Source organism: Ensifer sp. BR816 (assembly GCF_000378985.1).
GTDB lineage: Bacteria > Pseudomonadota > Alphaproteobacteria > Rhizobiales > Rhizobiaceae > Sinorhizobium.
This window is the reverse complement of the sequence record NZ_KB905370.1, coordinates 5,733,147-5,747,501: the sequence shown is the minus strand read 5'-3', so window position 1 is coordinate 5,747,501 and position 14,355 is coordinate 5,733,147. Positions and strand designations below refer to the sequence as shown.

Annotated in this window: 16 protein-coding genes; 7 read left to right on the top strand and 9 right to left on the bottom strand. The window is 61.5% G+C overall.

Annotation, left to right across the window (positions count from 1 at the left end):
• Positions 1–125: 125 nt before the first annotated feature.
• Positions 126–881 carry an SDR family NAD(P)-dependent oxidoreductase gene (locus tag RHIBR816_RS0127725; RefSeq protein ID WP_018239839.1) on the bottom strand — a complete coding sequence of 252 codons (756 nt, stop codon included), beginning with the start codon at positions 879–881 and terminating at the stop codon, positions 126–128.
• 309 nt (positions 882–1,190) lie between these two features.
• Between RHIBR816_RS0127725 and RHIBR816_RS0127720 the strand changes: the two genes are divergently transcribed.
• From RHIBR816_RS0127720 to RHIBR816_RS0127690, 7 genes are all read left to right on the top strand, one after another.
• Positions 1,191–1,778, top strand: a complete 588-nt coding sequence (locus RHIBR816_RS0127720) for a L,D-transpeptidase (protein WP_026187498.1) — start codon at positions 1,191–1,193, stop codon at positions 1,776–1,778.
• 190 nt (positions 1,779–1,968) lie between these two features.
• Positions 1,969–2,109: a hypothetical protein gene (locus RHIBR816_RS38540; RefSeq protein WP_018239837.1), complete on the top strand. Its 141-nt coding sequence runs from the start codon at positions 1,969–1,971 to the stop codon at positions 2,107–2,109.
• A 159-nt stretch (positions 2,110–2,268) separates the two neighbouring features.
• Positions 2,269–2,859 carry a hypothetical protein gene (locus RHIBR816_RS0127710; protein WP_026187497.1) on the top strand — a complete coding sequence of 197 codons (591 nt, stop codon included), beginning with the start codon at positions 2,269–2,271 and terminating at the stop codon, positions 2,857–2,859.
• 84 nt (positions 2,860–2,943) lie between these two features.
• A complete protein-coding gene (locus RHIBR816_RS0127705) occupies positions 2,944–3,531 on the top strand; it encodes a protein-S-isoprenylcysteine O-methyltransferase (protein WP_026187496.1) in 588 nt (195 codons plus the stop codon).
• A gap of 10 nt (positions 3,532–3,541) precedes the next feature.
• The gene (locus RHIBR816_RS0127700; protein WP_018239834.1) at positions 3,542–4,324 is read left to right on the top strand and encodes a hypothetical protein; all 783 of its coding nucleotides are present in this window, start codon (positions 3,542–3,544) and stop codon (positions 4,322–4,324) included.
• A complete protein-coding gene (locus tag RHIBR816_RS0127695) occupies positions 4,321–5,208 on the top strand; it encodes an SDR family NAD(P)-dependent oxidoreductase (RefSeq protein WP_018239833.1) in 888 nt (295 codons plus the stop codon). The genes RHIBR816_RS0127700 and RHIBR816_RS0127695 overlap by 4 nt, the downstream gene beginning before the upstream one ends.
• A 187-nt stretch (positions 5,209–5,395) precedes the next feature.
• Positions 5,396–5,812, top strand: coding sequence for a DUF4864 domain-containing protein (locus RHIBR816_RS0127690; RefSeq protein WP_018239832.1), 417 nt, complete (start codon positions 5,396–5,398; stop codon positions 5,810–5,812).
• Positions 5,813–5,832: 20 nt separating this feature from the next.
• On the opposite strand, the gene tgt is transcribed toward RHIBR816_RS0127690, so the two are convergent.
• The 8 genes from tgt to RHIBR816_RS0127640 form a co-directional block, all read right to left on the bottom strand.
• Positions 5,833–6,963 (bottom strand): tRNA guanosine(34) transglycosylase Tgt, encoded by a 1,131-nt coding sequence (gene tgt, locus RHIBR816_RS0127685; protein ID WP_018239831.1) that lies wholly within the window; start codon positions 6,961–6,963, stop codon positions 5,833–5,835.
• Positions 6,960–8,045, bottom strand: a complete 1,086-nt coding sequence (queA, locus tag RHIBR816_RS0127680; protein ID WP_018239830.1) for a tRNA preQ1(34) S-adenosylmethionine ribosyltransferase-isomerase QueA — start codon at positions 8,043–8,045, stop codon at positions 6,960–6,962. The genes tgt and queA overlap by 4 nt, the downstream gene beginning before the upstream one ends.
• Before the next feature lie 189 nt (positions 8,046–8,234).
• Positions 8,235–8,744, bottom strand: a complete 510-nt coding sequence (locus RHIBR816_RS0127675; protein WP_018239829.1) for a peptidylprolyl isomerase — start codon at positions 8,742–8,744, stop codon at positions 8,235–8,237.
• Between the two features lie 23 nt (positions 8,745–8,767).
• Entirely contained in the window at positions 8,768–9,340 is a 573-nt protein-coding gene (locus RHIBR816_RS0127670; RefSeq protein WP_018239828.1) for a peptidylprolyl isomerase, read from the bottom strand.
• A gap of 24 nt (positions 9,341–9,364) precedes the next feature.
• On the bottom strand, positions 9,365–9,859 hold the full coding sequence (gene coaD / locus RHIBR816_RS0127665) for a pantetheine-phosphate adenylyltransferase (RefSeq protein ID WP_018239827.1): 495 nt from the start codon (positions 9,857–9,859) through the stop codon (positions 9,365–9,367).
• Positions 9,860–10,411: 552 nt separating this feature from the next.
• Positions 10,412–11,800, bottom strand: a complete 1,389-nt coding sequence (locus tag RHIBR816_RS0127655; RefSeq protein WP_018239825.1) for an MATE family efflux transporter — start codon at positions 11,798–11,800, stop codon at positions 10,412–10,414.
• Between the two features lie 135 nt (positions 11,801–11,935).
• The gene (locus RHIBR816_RS0127650) at positions 11,936–13,237 is read right to left on the bottom strand and encodes a TCR/Tet family MFS transporter (protein ID WP_018239824.1); all 1,302 of its coding nucleotides are present in this window, start codon (positions 13,235–13,237) and stop codon (positions 11,936–11,938) included.
• A gap of 161 nt (positions 13,238–13,398) precedes the next feature.
• Positions 13,399–14,301, bottom strand: a complete 903-nt coding sequence (locus RHIBR816_RS0127640) for a LysR family transcriptional regulator (protein ID WP_018239822.1) — start codon at positions 14,299–14,301, stop codon at positions 13,399–13,401.
• Positions 14,302–14,355 lie beyond the last annotated feature (54 nt).

Sequence of the window (14,355 nt, the reverse complement as noted above, 5' to 3'; positions counted from 1 at the left end):
ATGTCCTGTTTGATCACCATGTCGCAGAAAGAATTGCATCGTCTTGAACTGATCCAGCGGATTCGCGGTGGCAGCCTGACCGTCGTTGAGGCGGCCGCGTTGCTTCGTCTCAGCCGCAGTCCGCCTCAGTGCGCCGTGTAGGCTCCGTCCACCAGATGGTAGCTGCCGGTGATGAAACTCGCCTGGTCGGACAGAAGAAAACATGCGAGGGCCGCCACCTCTTCCGGCGTGCCGCGTCGGCCCATCGGTTGTAGGGCCTCCAGTCGCCGGGTCTTCGCCAACTCGGCATATTCCGAGAGAAGCGGCGTTTCGATCCAGCCGGGGCCGACGGCGTTGATTCGGATGCCCATTCGCGCATATTCGATCGCTGCCGTCTTGGTCAGCCCGACGACGCCATGCTTGGCCGCGGTGTAGGCCGATGCGGTGGGCAAGGCGACGGAAGCAAGAATCGACGTCACGTTGACGATCGCGCCGCCTCCCCGTCCCAGCATCGCGGCGATCTCGTGTTTCATGCAGTGGAAGGTGCCGTTCAGGTTTACGTCGATCACACGCTGCCAGTTGTCGAGCGGATAGTCGGCCGTCGGCTTACGGACGCCTTCAACGCCGGCATTGTTGACGGCCAGGTTCAGGCCTCCGCATTCCTGGATGGCGAAGTTGACCATTTGGGACACCGCCTGCGGGTCCGTGATATCGACCGTGAAATGGCGCGCGCGACCTCCGCCGGAGCGAATCTCGGTGGCAATCTGCTGGGCCGCCTCGGGATTGACATCGGCAACAACGACTTCCGCCCCCTCGCCGCTCAATTGCCGGGAGATAGCGGCTCCGATTCCCGAACCGCCACCGGTGACGATCGCGACCTTTCCCTCGAAGCCAAGTTTCATCGCTGTCCATCCTCCTTGCCTGCGTCCGCCCCAGTCGAGCAGACGCAGGCGGTTGCCGCAAGCCGTTTAATCTGTTCATGAAGTGGGACGGTCCGGTGGTTCAAACGCGCCGCTAGGGTAGCTGGACGCGAATCGGTGCTGCCAGTTGAGCGCGCCAAACCGTATTGAGTCCCCGTAGCACAGGGGTTTTCGCGCCCTTGTGCTCGAAAACCACCGCGTCGTGCCCGCCTGAGATGCGAGGCTTGGCCAGCACGCGCAGCGGTGTTACACACACAGTCCGGGGACTCACTATTTTCTCAGCAGGTGAAGATGGACAAGAACCACGTTGCGCGTCGCATGCTCGTATTGGGTAGTCTGGCTTTGCTGGCCAGCGGATGTAGTTCGACCTGGCGACCAACGGCAAATCCGGTCTCCGCCAGGACGACGCGAATCGACCCGCGCTACCGCAGGCAGGAAGTGGCCTATGACGGCGGCGAATCACCGGGAACGATCGTCGTCGATACCGTGCAGCGATATCTCTACTACGTCGAAGGCGGCGGCACGGCGATCCGCTACGGCATCGGCGTCGGAGAGGAAGGACGCACGCTCAAGGGAAAGGCGACAATCGGCCGAAAGGCGGAGTGGCCGTCCTGGACACCCACCGAAAACATGATGCGCCGCAAACCCCACCTGCGTCAGTATGCGAGCGGCGTCTCAGGCGGCTTACACAATCCGCTTGGTGCATCCGCCCTCTACCTCTATCGTGGCGGGAACGACACTATGTTCCGGCTACACGGTACGAACGAACCGTGGACGATCGGTCAGGCAGTTTCGAGCGGTTGCATCCGCTTGACGAACGACGACATCGTTGATCTCTACAGTCGGACCCCCGTCGGGACCACGGTATTGATCATCTGATGGTGTTTGCGCGCGTATTTGGTATAAATAATTAAGCCATGTGTGTTGAAGAACCCGTTGAACAGTTCCGGACCGACAAACCTGATGCCAACTGTGTCCTTCTTGCACTAGGCCTAGGCGCAAATCGCCACTATTACTTCGAGTGTTGCCTTCGATAAACCATTCCGACTATTGAGGAAAGGACTTCTTGATGAGCAGAATTCTAATCGTGATGATTGCGTTGCTTTCTGTCACCGGCTTGACCGCTTGTGACACGATCGGCAAGGGCAAAGGGAAGGCCCCGCCGCCGGCTGCAGAGCCGGCAGTAGAGCCCGCTCCTGTTTACAAATAACAGCTAAATTTGCCCCGTGGGGAGGCTCTATGAGCCCTCCCCACGGGGCGCCTTTAGGACCGAATCAGCCCAGGGGCGACGGTCAATAAACGCCACTGATTGGCCGAGGCCGGTCCGAGTTCTGCGAGTAAGAGTTCGGCCACAGAGCGACGTGACGTGATGACATTAGCAGCAAGCCGTATCCTACCTGTGATCTTGCTCGCATTCGCTGCAGCAGCGTGCCAGACGCAAGACAAGAGCCCCCAACCGGCCTACGTTTCGAGCAGCCAGAATATTAGCGGGCCAGCCAAGCTCGTATCCCAAACCCGAGAGCAAGGGTACTTCATCGAATTCCGCTCACGCTATGCGCTGAGTTACGGCCACACCTATGCGGTTTTCGGCCGTACCAATGCGGCGGGCGCCATGATCAACCCCGAGGTTGCGGGTCTTGCTCCGGCTACGAACGATACGGCGCCCTATGTTCTGGGGCATTTCTTGCCCGTGCCGGCCGAGACTGGAGCCAGTGATGGTGACCTGGAAGAGCAATACAGGTCGGCAAGCTGGCGCATCATGCTCACCGAGGCAGAATACAACAAGGTCGTCGCTTACATACGAAAGCTGAAGGCAAAGTCGCGCGTCTGGCAGGCGACAGTCTACAATTGCAATGCCTTTGTCGCAGAGATCGCCCGCTCCATGGGCTACAAGACCCCGGGCATCTGGCTAAGGTCGCAGGAATTCGTTACAAGGCTCCGTGAGATGAATGGCGGCTAACGCGATCGGCTCCAGCCCTCCCCGCTTTGCCAGCTGCAAGATCGAAAGAGGCCTTCTGAGCCAGGCTCAGGACCTAGGGTGCGCATGTCTATAGCTTCCATCGGGCAAATTATCTGGGTGCTTGGCATCGTCGCCTGGTACTTCATTCGCCGTCCTTACGAACGCCGCGCGAAGCGCGTGCAGGTCGTCAGCAATCGCCGGACGCGCTCGGAGACGATCGGGCTCGCCGCCGCCCTGTGCGGCCTTGGAATCGTGCCCGGTTTCTATGTGGTTACGGGGATTCCCGAGGCGGCCGATTATCCAGCCGAGGCGTGGTCTGTGGTCGTCGGGGCCATCGTCTTCATTACGGCCATGTGGGTGTTTCGCAGAACCCATAAGGAACTTGGCCGAAACTGGTCCATCACGCTGGAGATACGCGATCGGCACGAGTTGATCAGCGGCGGACCCTATGCCCTTGTCCGCCATCCCATGTACACTTCGTTCATGCTCATGGGTGTCGGGCAGGCCTTCCTGCTGTCGAACTGGATCGCAGGCCTCGCTGGGCTGGCCGGTTTCGCAATCCTGTTTTTCCTGAGGGTGGATGAGGAGGAGCGCATGATGCTGGAAACATTCGGCCCGCAATACCGCGCTTACATGGAAAGAACCAAGCGAATCATCCCCTATCTCTACTAGAGGTGTCCTGATGCGAGGCCGAGCTCTCAAGCTTTCGGGGCCGCGCCGCCTCGTCGGCGATCTGATGCGGTTTTCGATTCGCGTCCCGCGGGTCACCGTGCAACGGCAGATGAATCTCGGCCCGCTGCTGAACGCCCGGATGGAACAGCAAAGCAGACCTTCCTGGACCGTCCTGTTCCTCAAGGGATATGCGCTTCTTTCTCTCGAAACCCCTGAACTGCGGCGGGCCTATATCAAGCTGCCGATACCTCAGCTCTACGAATATCCGGGAAGCATCGCCTCGATCGCGCATGAGCGTGAACTCGATGGCGAGCGAGCCGTGCTGCTGAGCTTGATCAAGAATCCCGAACGCCGTTCGATCGTCGAACTTGCGGCCCTGATCGAGGCGACGCGGACACGTCCCGTCATGGAGATCAAGGAGTTCCGGCGCGCCCTGAAAATCGCCCGGCTGCCGGGGCCGATCCGCTGGCTGCTCATGTGGCTGGGCCTCAATCTCGGTCGCCCGCGCGGCCGCCATTTCGGGACCTTCCAGTTGTCCGTGTATTCGGGACTAGGCGCCGAGTCGCTCAATCCGCTGACACCGCTGACGACCATCTTCAACTATGGTCCGATAGACGATCAGGGCACGGTGACGGTCCGCATTCACTATGATCACCGGGTCATGGATGGCGCCAACGTGGCGCGGGCATTGGAGCGATTCGAAAGAATTCTGAACGGTGACATCGCCACCGAGGTGGCCAATCTCGCGGAACCCGCCGGGGTCATGGGTGCCGGCGTCTCGGGTGCGGCATGACGGCAGAAAGCGAGCTTCGGCCAGCCGTCGTCGTGGTGGGTGGTTCACGCGGGATCGGCAAGGCGATTGCCGATGTCGCCGCCCGGGACGGCGTGGCCGTCGTGCTGGTGGCGCGTTCGCCGGATGATCTCGCGGCGGCCGCGGACGATATCCTGACGGCGGGCGGAGAGGTGTTCACCGTCGCTTTGGATCTCCTGACAGACGACGCAGCGGTCCAGATCGAATCATTCCTGTCTGCCAACGGCCTTTTCTGCGACGTCCTGGTCAACAGCGCCGGCTACGGTCTTCGCGGCAGCGCAACGTTGCTGCCTGTCGGTGATCAGGTCGGAATCGTCGATCTCAACATACGCGCCCTCACCGACCTTACCCTTCGCTTCCTACCGGGCATGGTAGCGCGCGGCCGCGGCGGCGTCATCAATCTCGGCTCCGTCGCGAGCTTCACGCCTGGCCCGTACATGGCGCTTTACTATGCAAGCAAAGGCTTCGTGCGGTCGTTCTCGGAGGCTCTTCACCAGGAGCTCCAGCGCACCGGCGTGACAGTGACCTGCGTCGCCCCAGGGCCGGTTTCGACCGAATTCCTCGAGCGATCCGGTGCCAACAGGGCGGCCCTGTTCAAGGTGCTGCCCAAGGTCGACTCGCACTACGTCGCCGAACGTGCCTGGCGCGGGTTCAAATCCGGCCGCCGCCTTGTCATACCCGGCATCTCGGCCAAGCTCGCAATCGTCGTCACCTCCCTTTTGCCTTCCGCGATCCTGCTGCCCCTGATCGGCCGCCTGCAGCGCCGGAGCAATGACCCCTGCCCTTGTGGCTCGGGCAAGAAATACAAGGCGTGCCACGGTGTGCGCCGAGGCAGCGCGGAACGCGTCGTTTCGAAGCGCGGGTAGATCTTCGATCTCAAATCACAAGATTGTGATTTCTGCGCAAGAGGTTGAACGGGCCCAGATAAGCTTCTGAAAATATTGAATCGCTGCCCGCGGATTTCTTCGCTCGTCTCCCGTTAAGCCGAATGTGGTGCTTATCAAAGCAACCGACGAGCATATGATTCCGTGATGAATAGCTAAGGAGGCTCCTATGACGAGAGCAGTCTCCATCGCTCTCTGTCTGCTGCTCGCCCTCAGCGCAGAACGCGCGCTTGCAGACCCAGTCGATACGGCGAGATCGGTCATTCGTGCCCAGATCCAGGCCTTTCTCGATGACGACGCGGAAACTGCCTATTCCTTTGCCTCCCCCGGCATCCGGGAGAAGTTTCCCGACCGGCTGGTCTTTTTCGAAATGGTCAAGAAAAGCTACCAGCACCTGTATCGCCCGGGCAATTTCGCCTTCGGGCGTTCGAAGCTGGTCGGCAAGGAAGTAGTCCAGGAAGTGCTGATCGTCGGATCGGACGGCAAGGACTGGACAGCAATCTACGAGCTCGTCCCGCAGCCGGACGGCAGCTATAAGATCAATGGCGTGCTGATGGTGCAGACTGCACCCGGCCCTGCCCTGTAACGATTTCCGGCATGTGCGACTCAGACCGGCGCAAGGTCGCCGCGCTGCCAGCCTTCCTGGGTCTCTGCCATGAAGTCGGCATAACGCCCCTCCTCGATCGCCTTGCGGATGCCGGCCATCAGTTCCTGGTAATAGGCGAGGTTGTTCCAGCTCAGCAGCATGCCGCCGAGCGATTCGTTGGAACGGATCAGATGGTGCAAATAGGCGCGCGAGTAATCCCGCGTCGCCGGACAAGACGATTGTTCGTCGAGCGGCCGCGTGTCTTCGGCATGGCGCGCGTTGCGCAAATTGATGCGGCCGTAGCGCGTGAAAGCCAGGCCATGGCGACCGGAGCGCGTCGGCATGACGCAATCGAACATGTCGATCCCGTGCGCCACCGACTTCAGGATATCGTCCGGCGTGCCAACGCCCATCAGGTAACGTGGCTTCTCCGCGGGCAGGACCGGGCAGGTGACGTCGAGCATGTCGAGCATCACCTCTTGCGGCTCTCCCACGGCGAGACCGCCGACGGCATAACCCTTGAGGTCCAGTTGCTTGAGCGCGATCGCAGAACGTTCGCGCAGTGTCGGAAGGTCGCCGCCCTGCACGATGCCGAACATCGCCTTACCTGGCTGGTCGCCAAAAGCGACCTTGCAGCGCTCTGCCCAACGTATCGACATTTCCATTGCGCGCTCGATTTCGCCGGGCTCGGCCGGCAGTGCGACGCATTCGTCGAGCTGCATCTGTATGTCGCTGTCGAGCAGACCCTGGATCTCGATCGAGCGTTCCGGCGACATATGATAGAGCGCGCCATCGACGTGGCTCTTGAAGGTCACGCCCTGTTCGTTGAGTTTGCGCAGGCTCGACAGCGACATGACCTGGAAGCCGCCGCTGTCGGTCAGGATCGGCCGTTCCCAGCGGATGAAGTTGTGCAGGCCGCCGAGCCGCGCGACGCGCTCGGCGCCGGGTCGCAGCATCAGGTGATAGGTGTTGCCGAGGATGATGTCGGCGCCAAGTTCGCGCACCTGGTCGAGATACATGGCCTTGACGGTGCCGACGGTGCCGACCGGCATGAAGGCCGGCGTGCGAATTGTTCCGCGGGGCATCGAAACCTCGCCGCGGCGCGCCTTGCCGTCGGTTGCAAGCAACTTGAATTGGAACGTCTCGGTCATTGGTCTTTCCGGAAGAGCAGGCTTGCATCGCCGTAGGAATAGAAACGGTAGCCGGCTGCGATCGCATGGGCATAGGCGGCACGCATCGTTTCCAACCCGGCAAAGGCAGAAACCAGCATGAACAATGTAGATTTCGGCAGGTGGAAATTGGTCATCAGCATGTCGACGGCACGGAAACGGTAGCCGGGTGTGATGAAGATTCCGGTCGGCCCCGACCAGGGACGAATCTTGCCTTCCACTGTAGCTGCGCTCTCGATCAGCCGGAGCGACGTTGTGCCGACGCAGACGACGCGTCCGCCGCGCGCCCGCACCGCATTCAGCCCTTCGGCGGTCGCGGCGTCCACGTGGCCGATCTCCTCGTGCATCACATGATCGTCGGTATCGTCGGCCTTAACCGGCAGGAAAGTTCCCGCGCCCACATGAAGCGTTACGAAGTGGCGCTCGATACCGGCCTCGTCAAGCTTGCCAAACAGCCGATCGGTGAAGTGCAGGCCCGCGGTCGGGGCCGCCACCGCGCCTTCCTCGCGCGCATAGACGGTTTGGTAGTCGGTTCGATCGCGCGTATCCTCGGGGCGCTTCGAGGCGATATAGGGTGGCAGCGGGATGTGCCCGACCGCCATGATCGCCTCATCGAGAACCGCGCCCGAAAGATCGAAGCGAAGAGTGACTTCGCCCGCCTCGCCCTTTTCCTCGACGGTCGCATCCAAGGCGCCGAGCAGGCAGGCGTTTTCGCCGTGGCCGAAACTGATCCGGTCACCGGGCTTCAGCCGCCGGGCCGGCCGCGCGAACGCCTTCCAGCGGTCGGATGCGACGCGCATATGCAGCGTCAGCGAGACCTGTGTGGCGACATCGTCGCCGCGCCTGCGAATACCCTCGAGTTGAGCCGGGATGACTTTTGTGTCGTTGAAGACGAGCGCATCGCCCGGCCTCAGGAAGGAAGGCAGATCGAGTACGCCGTGGTCGGCGAGGACCGGCTCCGCTTCCGGCTGAACGACGAGCATGCGCGCGCTGTCGCGCGGGCTTGCGGGCCTCAGCGCAATGGAAGTCTCCGGCAGATCGAAATCGAACAAGTCTACGCGCATATCGGTATCGAACAAAAGCAAACCCGCCCCGGTGGCACCAGAGCGGGATGAGGAAAAGTGCGTGCGGTTTTCCGCCCGCATCCCGCTCTAACTTGCTTGAACCGATCACGTTTTATGATTTTGGGCCGAATCGGCACAAAATCATCGTGATCTAGGCACGACCGGGGCGGGTCCGTGCATTAGCGCAAATCAGGCGTCGGCGGCAACCCGCATCGAGACGATCGAGTCGGGATCGCGCACCGGCTCGCCGCGCTTGATGTTATCGATGTTGTCCATGCCTTCGATGACCTGGCCCCAGACGGAATACTGCTTGTTGAGCCAGGGAGCGTCGGTAAAGCAAATGAAGAACTGGGAGTTTGCCGAATTCGGCATCTGGCTGCGCGCCATCGAACAAGTCCCGCGCACGTGGGAGATCTCGGAGAACTCCGCCTTGAGGTCCGGCTTGGAGGAACCGCCCATGCCGGCGCGCGCCGGATTGAAGTGCTCGCCGCCGCTCTTGCCGTACTGTACGTCGCCGGTCTGAGCCATGAAGTCTTCGATCACGCGATGGAAGACGACGCCATCATAGGCGCCCTCGCGCGACAGCTCCTTGATGCGGGCGACGTGCCCCGGAGCCACGTCCGGCCGAAGCTCGATCACCACCCTGCCCTTGGTGGTTTCCATGATGATCGTGTTTTCCGGATCCTTGATCTCGGCCATGGGTTTTCTCCTTCTGTCTGATCTTATTTACCGACCTTGACGCTGATCATGCGGTCAGGGTCCGTGACGGCACCGTTGTTGGCGTCGTCGCCAAGCTTGATCTTGTCGACATTCTCCATACCTTCGACGACCTTTCCGACGACCGTGTACTGTCCGTTGAGGAAGTCGCCCGGCGCGAACATGATGAAGAACTGCGAGTTGGCGCTGTTCGGATCCTGCGAGCGCGCCATGCCGATGGTGCCGCGCTCGAAGGGAACCTCGGAGAACTCGGCCGGGAGATCCGGTTTCGAGGAGCCGCCCGTGCCGGCAAGCTCCGGCTTGAAGCCGTCTTTCATGTCGCCATATTGCACGTCGCCGGTCTGCGCCATGAAGCCCTTGATCACCCGATGAAAGGCGACATTGTCATATTCGCCAGCGGCTGCCAGCTCCTTGATCTGCTGCACGTGCTTCGGCGCAATGTCCGGCCGCAGCTCTATGACCACGGGGCCGTCCTTGAGGTCAATCGTCAGGATGTTGTCGCTCGACTGTGCCTGGGCCCCTGCCGTGAAGGTGGCGAGCGCCAGGGCGCCTGCAAAAGCGAGTTGGAGGATTTTCATGCGTTCTCCTTGCGTGGTGGAAGCTCAGGCTTTGTGCTTCGCCTGCAGCGCCTGATAGACCGCTCCGGGAACAAAGGCGCTGACGTCGCCGCCCATGGCTGCGATCTGCCGGACCAATGTGGCCGTTATGGGCCGGGACGCGGTCCCCGCCGGCAGAAACAATGTCTGGATATCCGGAGCCATTTGCCGGTTCATGCCGGCCATCTGCATCTCGTAGTCAAGGTCCGTTCCATCCCGCAACCCGCGCACAAGAAGGCTCGCGTGGTGCCGGCGGGCGGCATCGACGACCAGATTGTCGAAGGATACGACGGCAACGTCCCCTGATCGTTCCGGCAGGAATTCGCTGAGCGAGCGGCGGATCAGCTCTGCCCGCTCATCGAATGAAAAGAGTGGCGTCTTCCCGGGATGGATGCCGATCGCGACGATCACCTTCGACGCTACGTTGAGCGCCTGAACGAGCACATCGAGATGCCCGTTTGTCATCGGATCGAAGGAGCCGGGATAGAATGCCGTGGTCATCGCGTCTGTTTCCGTTTGGTGAAGCCTTTTGTCACGGACCGCGGCCTGCCGCAAGGGTAACGCGATCCGCCTTTGGCTGTTCCACCGGAAACAGCAGCGACGGGAGAATGAATGCTAGATGAGTACAACGTTCAAGATGGTTTCACACCGGAAGTTGTAGCCTGAAACAACAAGTGAACGGAACTTTTCATAGGGCCTGCCGTTTAGCAGTCTGAAAGGAGATGGGACTTGCTCTGTTTTCGATGGCGATGTTTTTCGCGATGCTATTTGCGACGATACATGCGCTTCGCGACGAGGCCCGTGACCGTGTGACAGTCCTGTCGGCAGCAATGGATGGGCCGAAGAGAAAATGACGGCGACTGTAGCCGCAATGGCGTCGCTGTGGCTTTGAGATGAATGCCTCCAGGAAACTTCTGCCAGGAAGTTTCACCACAAGCGGTCTCATTTCTTCCCCTGGTGGGGCCGCTCATTATGAGCCGGACGGCATCCCCTGCCCGTCCGGCCATTTCTTTTTTGCCAAGCCCTTCGCGCTTCCCTCACGTGTCCTTGTGTTCATTCGCGGATCGACCGAAGCAGACGGAAGAAGCGCCAGTTGAGCAGCAGGGCTGCAGCCGCCAGCCCCAGCACGAACCCGAACCAGACGCCGACGCCGCCGAAGCTCAAAGGAAACGCAAAGGCCCAGGCACAGACGAAGCCGATCGGCCAATAGGATATCATCGCCAGCACCATCGGCACGGTCGTATCCTTCAGTCCACGCAACATGCCGGCGGCGATCGCCTGAAGCCCGTCGACGAGCTGGAACGCCCCGGCAATGACGATCAGCGGGCCGGCGAAGGCAAGGACCTCGGCCGCATCGGGACGGTCGGTGTCGAGATAAAGCGCCGCGAGCTGGTGCGGAAACAGAGCGAAGATCGTGCTGCCGATGGCCGCGAACCCGCAGCCGAGCGCCAGCACGGCGATGGCGGCGCGGCGGACGCCGACGAGATCGCCACTCCCGTAGGCGAGACCGACGCGCACCGTGCCTGCCTGGGCGAGGCCGAGCGGAATCATGAAGGCTATCGAAGCGAACTGAAGGGCAATGCCGTGCGCGGCGAGTTCGATCGTGCCGATCGTTCCCATGAGCAACGAAGCAACGGTGAAAAGGCTCACTTCCGCAAGGATCGTCAACGAAATCGGGACGCCGAGATGGATGACCTCGCGGAAGGCCGGCCAGTCCGGGCGCCAGAAACGTACGAACAGCTCGTACCGATCGAGTTCAGGTTGGCTGCGTATGTAGCCGATCGTCAGCGCTGCACCGAGCAGCGCGACCCCGAGGGCTGCGACCGCTGCGCCGAAAATACCAAGCGCCGGAAAGCCGAAATGGCCATAGATCAACAGGTAGCAGAGAACGGCATTGAGAACCAAGGTGGCGAGCGTCACGTAGAGAATGATCCCGGCGCGCTCCAGGCCGCTTAGAAAAGCTCGCAGCACCATGAAGACGAGGCTCGGGAAGATCGCCCATTGCGCGATGTGGAGATACTCCGCTGCAAGAGCCGAAACTTCGGGCTTCTGGCCGGCGAGCAGCAGGATCGGCTCGGCCATCCAGAGGACCGGCGCGGTGACGAGGCCGTAGAGCAAGACCACCCACATGCCCATGCGCACAGCGCGGCGAACGGAGCCTTGGTCTCCCCGCCCCTGGGCTTGCGCGACCATCGGCACCACGGCATTCGCGAAGCCGCTGCCGAAGATGAAGACAGTGAAGAAGAACTGCGTGGCAAGGATGATCGCAGCGAGCTGGACGGCGCCGAGCCGGCCGACCATCAGCACGTCGGTGGTGTTGATGGCAAGCTGTGCGAGCTGCGCACCGATGAAGGGCACGCCGAGATAGATGCTGGCGCGAAAGTGGGTGCCCCACGAGTTGTTCGTTTGCGCAGGCACAAATTCTCGGTTCGCGGTCAGCATGGAATAATCCTCGCTCTGCGGCGCAGCGGGCACAGATCAATTCTAGGAATATGCCGAATTACAGCACCACCGGGACGGGCGCCAGCAACAAGGGTGAAACTGCCTAATTTTTCATCGGTCCATCAAGAAAATTGATCAATCCGCAGCCGCCTGCGAGCGCGGCGCGAATTGTTCCTGGTGGGCGTCCTTCTGTGTCGGCGCGGCATTCTGGAATGCGTAGTCGCCGACCCCCCGCACCCGCCACAGGAAGACGGACAGACTTGCGACGATCAGGCATGCCGCCACTGCATAGGGCGCGCCGGAGAACGAATAGGCCGCTGCCGGGTTCGTGAAGACCGCAAAGATCTGCGTGAAGAGGAGCGGTCCCAAGATCGTCGTAATGCTCGAAATGCTGGTGAGGGCGCCTTGCAATTCCCCCTGCGCCGAGGGCGGCACGTGGACGGACGCGATGCTGCGCAGTGGCGGGTCGGCGAGGCTTTCGAGCGCCGTCGCGACGATCACGACATAGACCATCCATCCCTCCCACGCGGCCGCGTAACCGGCCATGCCAAGCGCGGTGAAGGCGAGGCCCAGCGTTGCCGTTCTTCGCTCGCCCAACTTCCCCACGACGCGCGGCAAGACGACGGCCATCACCAGCGCGCCGCCGACGCCGAAAATGCCGAGCGACAATCCGATCTGCCCCTCGCTCCAGCCGTAACGGTAGGACGAAACGAAGGACCAGACAGCCGGATAGACGGAATGGGCGAGCCAGTAGAGAAAGAAGACGAGGCCTACCCAGCCGATCCCGGGATAGTTGCGCATCTGCTTCAGTGCGCCGAGCGGATTCGCCCGGTGCCACTCGAAGCGCCGTCTGTTTGCCGGAGCGAGTGTCTCGGGGAGAAGGAACAGACCAATCGCGAAGTTGACGAAGGACAGCGCGGCCGCGCCATAAAACGGAACGCGCGGACCAAATTCGCCGAGGACGCCGCCGATGACCGGGCCGAGCGCGAAGCCCGTGCCGAAGGCGATGCCGATCAACCCGAAGTTCCGGGCGCGGTTCGAATCGTCGCTGACGTCGGCGATGAAGGCGGAGGCGGTTCCGAAGCTCGCACCGCTGATGCCGGCAAGTATGCGCCCGACAAAGAGCATCCAGTAGCTGGTGGCCAGCGCGCAGATCAGGTTGTCGATCGCGAAAGTCAGCACCGACGCCAGCAGGATCGGTCGGCGTCCAAATCGATCGCTCAAATTGCCGATCAACGGCGCGAAGAGAAACTGCATCCCCGAATAGACGAGCAGCAGCCAGCCGCCCTCGATGGCCGCCTCGCCGACATTCGCCCCGGTCAATTCCTGGAGATAGCTGGGCAACACCGGCACGATGATGGCGATGCCCATGATGTCGAGAAGCAGGATCAGGAAGACGAGGAACAGGCCGCGTCGGACGAATATCTTGTCGAGCATGGATCTCCCTCCCCGCTGTCCGCCGATACGGAGACAGAACATGAACGACGTCACCAAATAAGGTGTATCGCATCGCCTGGGGCGAAACAATCCAAGAACATTTCAAAGGTCTTTATCGGAATGATCACATCCGTGAATGACTCTTCGCCCATGGCTTGTAGTCATCGCAAACGCTGCCGTGCCTTGAGGAAATCGACGAAGGCACGCAGCGGCGCCGGAATGTGCCTCCGACCCGCATAGTAGAGGTATGGTCCGGGGAAGCTGGTGACCCAGTCTTCGAGGATGGGAACGAGCCGCCCGGCTTTGATTTCGGGCGTCAGGAACTCCTCAAAGGTCCGGATGATTCCGAGACCGTCAACAGCCGCACTGACCTCGAGGTCGATAGCGTTGGCGAGCACCGTCGGCGGCGGCGCCACCGTGATTGCCGCCTCGCCCTCGCCGAATTCCCAGGGCAAGGCAACGCCGTTCTGGAACCGATGACGGATGGCGGCGTGTTCGAGGATATCGCGCGGATGCTGCGGCACACCATGCCGGGCAAGATAAGCAGGTGAGGCCGCAGTAACGTAGCGTTGTACATGCGGCCCGATCGGGATCGCGATCATATCCTTTTCGAGACGCTCCTCGTAGCGCACGCCCGCATCGAAACCGGCGGCAAGCACGTCGATGAAGCCATCCTCGGCCGTCACCTCCAAGGCGATCGCCGGATGCGCCGCGAGAAAAGGACCGACAATCGGGGGCAGAATTTCGCGTGCGACGATCGTCGGCACGTTCAGCCGCAAGGCACCGGCCGGATTGTCGCGTTCGCTGGCCGCCTGGTCGAGAGCTCCAGCGATCTCTCCGAGCGCCGGCCCCAGCCGCTCGACAAGGCGTCTACCCGCCTCCGTCACCGTGACGCTGCGCGTGGTGCGATTGAGCAGCCGTACCCCCAGCCTGGCTTCAAGCCGACGCAGCGCCTCGCTAAGAGCGGACGCCGATACGCCGCGCTTCTTCGCGGCGGTCCGAAAGCTGCGTTCACGCGCTACGGCCGCAAAGGCGTCGAGATCGGCAAGAGGAAGATCGTTCATTGTGCGAAAATCCGTACAACCTGTGTCGTGAAAACCGGATTATCGCACAGATCG